This is a genomic window from Pseudoalteromonas sp. SIMBA_162 (assembly GCF_046535955.1).
In the GTDB taxonomy this organism is placed as follows: domain Bacteria; phylum Pseudomonadota; class Gammaproteobacteria; order Enterobacterales; family Alteromonadaceae; genus Pseudoalteromonas; species Pseudoalteromonas marina.
The window spans coordinates 1-253 of sequence record NZ_JAWJBQ010000799.1; the positions used below are offsets into that span (position 1 = coordinate 1).

A 253-nucleotide genomic window follows, 5' to 3' on the forward strand; every position below is an offset into this window, starting at 1 on the left:
CGGTGCCCCACGATGCGCGCGAGCCGGTGCAGTTCGTGTTCAACCGGCGCGGTGAGACGGCCACGCGTCGCCTCGGCGTGCTGACCGATCTCGGTCATGTCAGTGAGCATGTGCTGCAGTGCTTTGCCGATTGCGACGCACTGGTGATGGAGTTCAACCACGATCCGCAGATGCTGGCCAGTGGGCCGTATCCGCCCAGCCTCAAGCGGCGGGTCGGGGGGCGGCTCGGCCACCTGGCCAATGCCCAGGCATG

At 67.6% G+C, this 253-nt stretch carries 1 pseudogene; it reads left to right on the plus strand.

The features are described from left to right. Nucleotides 1-253 (plus strand): annotated as a pseudogene (locus tag R0J88_RS21880) (MBL fold metallo-hydrolase); the annotation flags it as partial.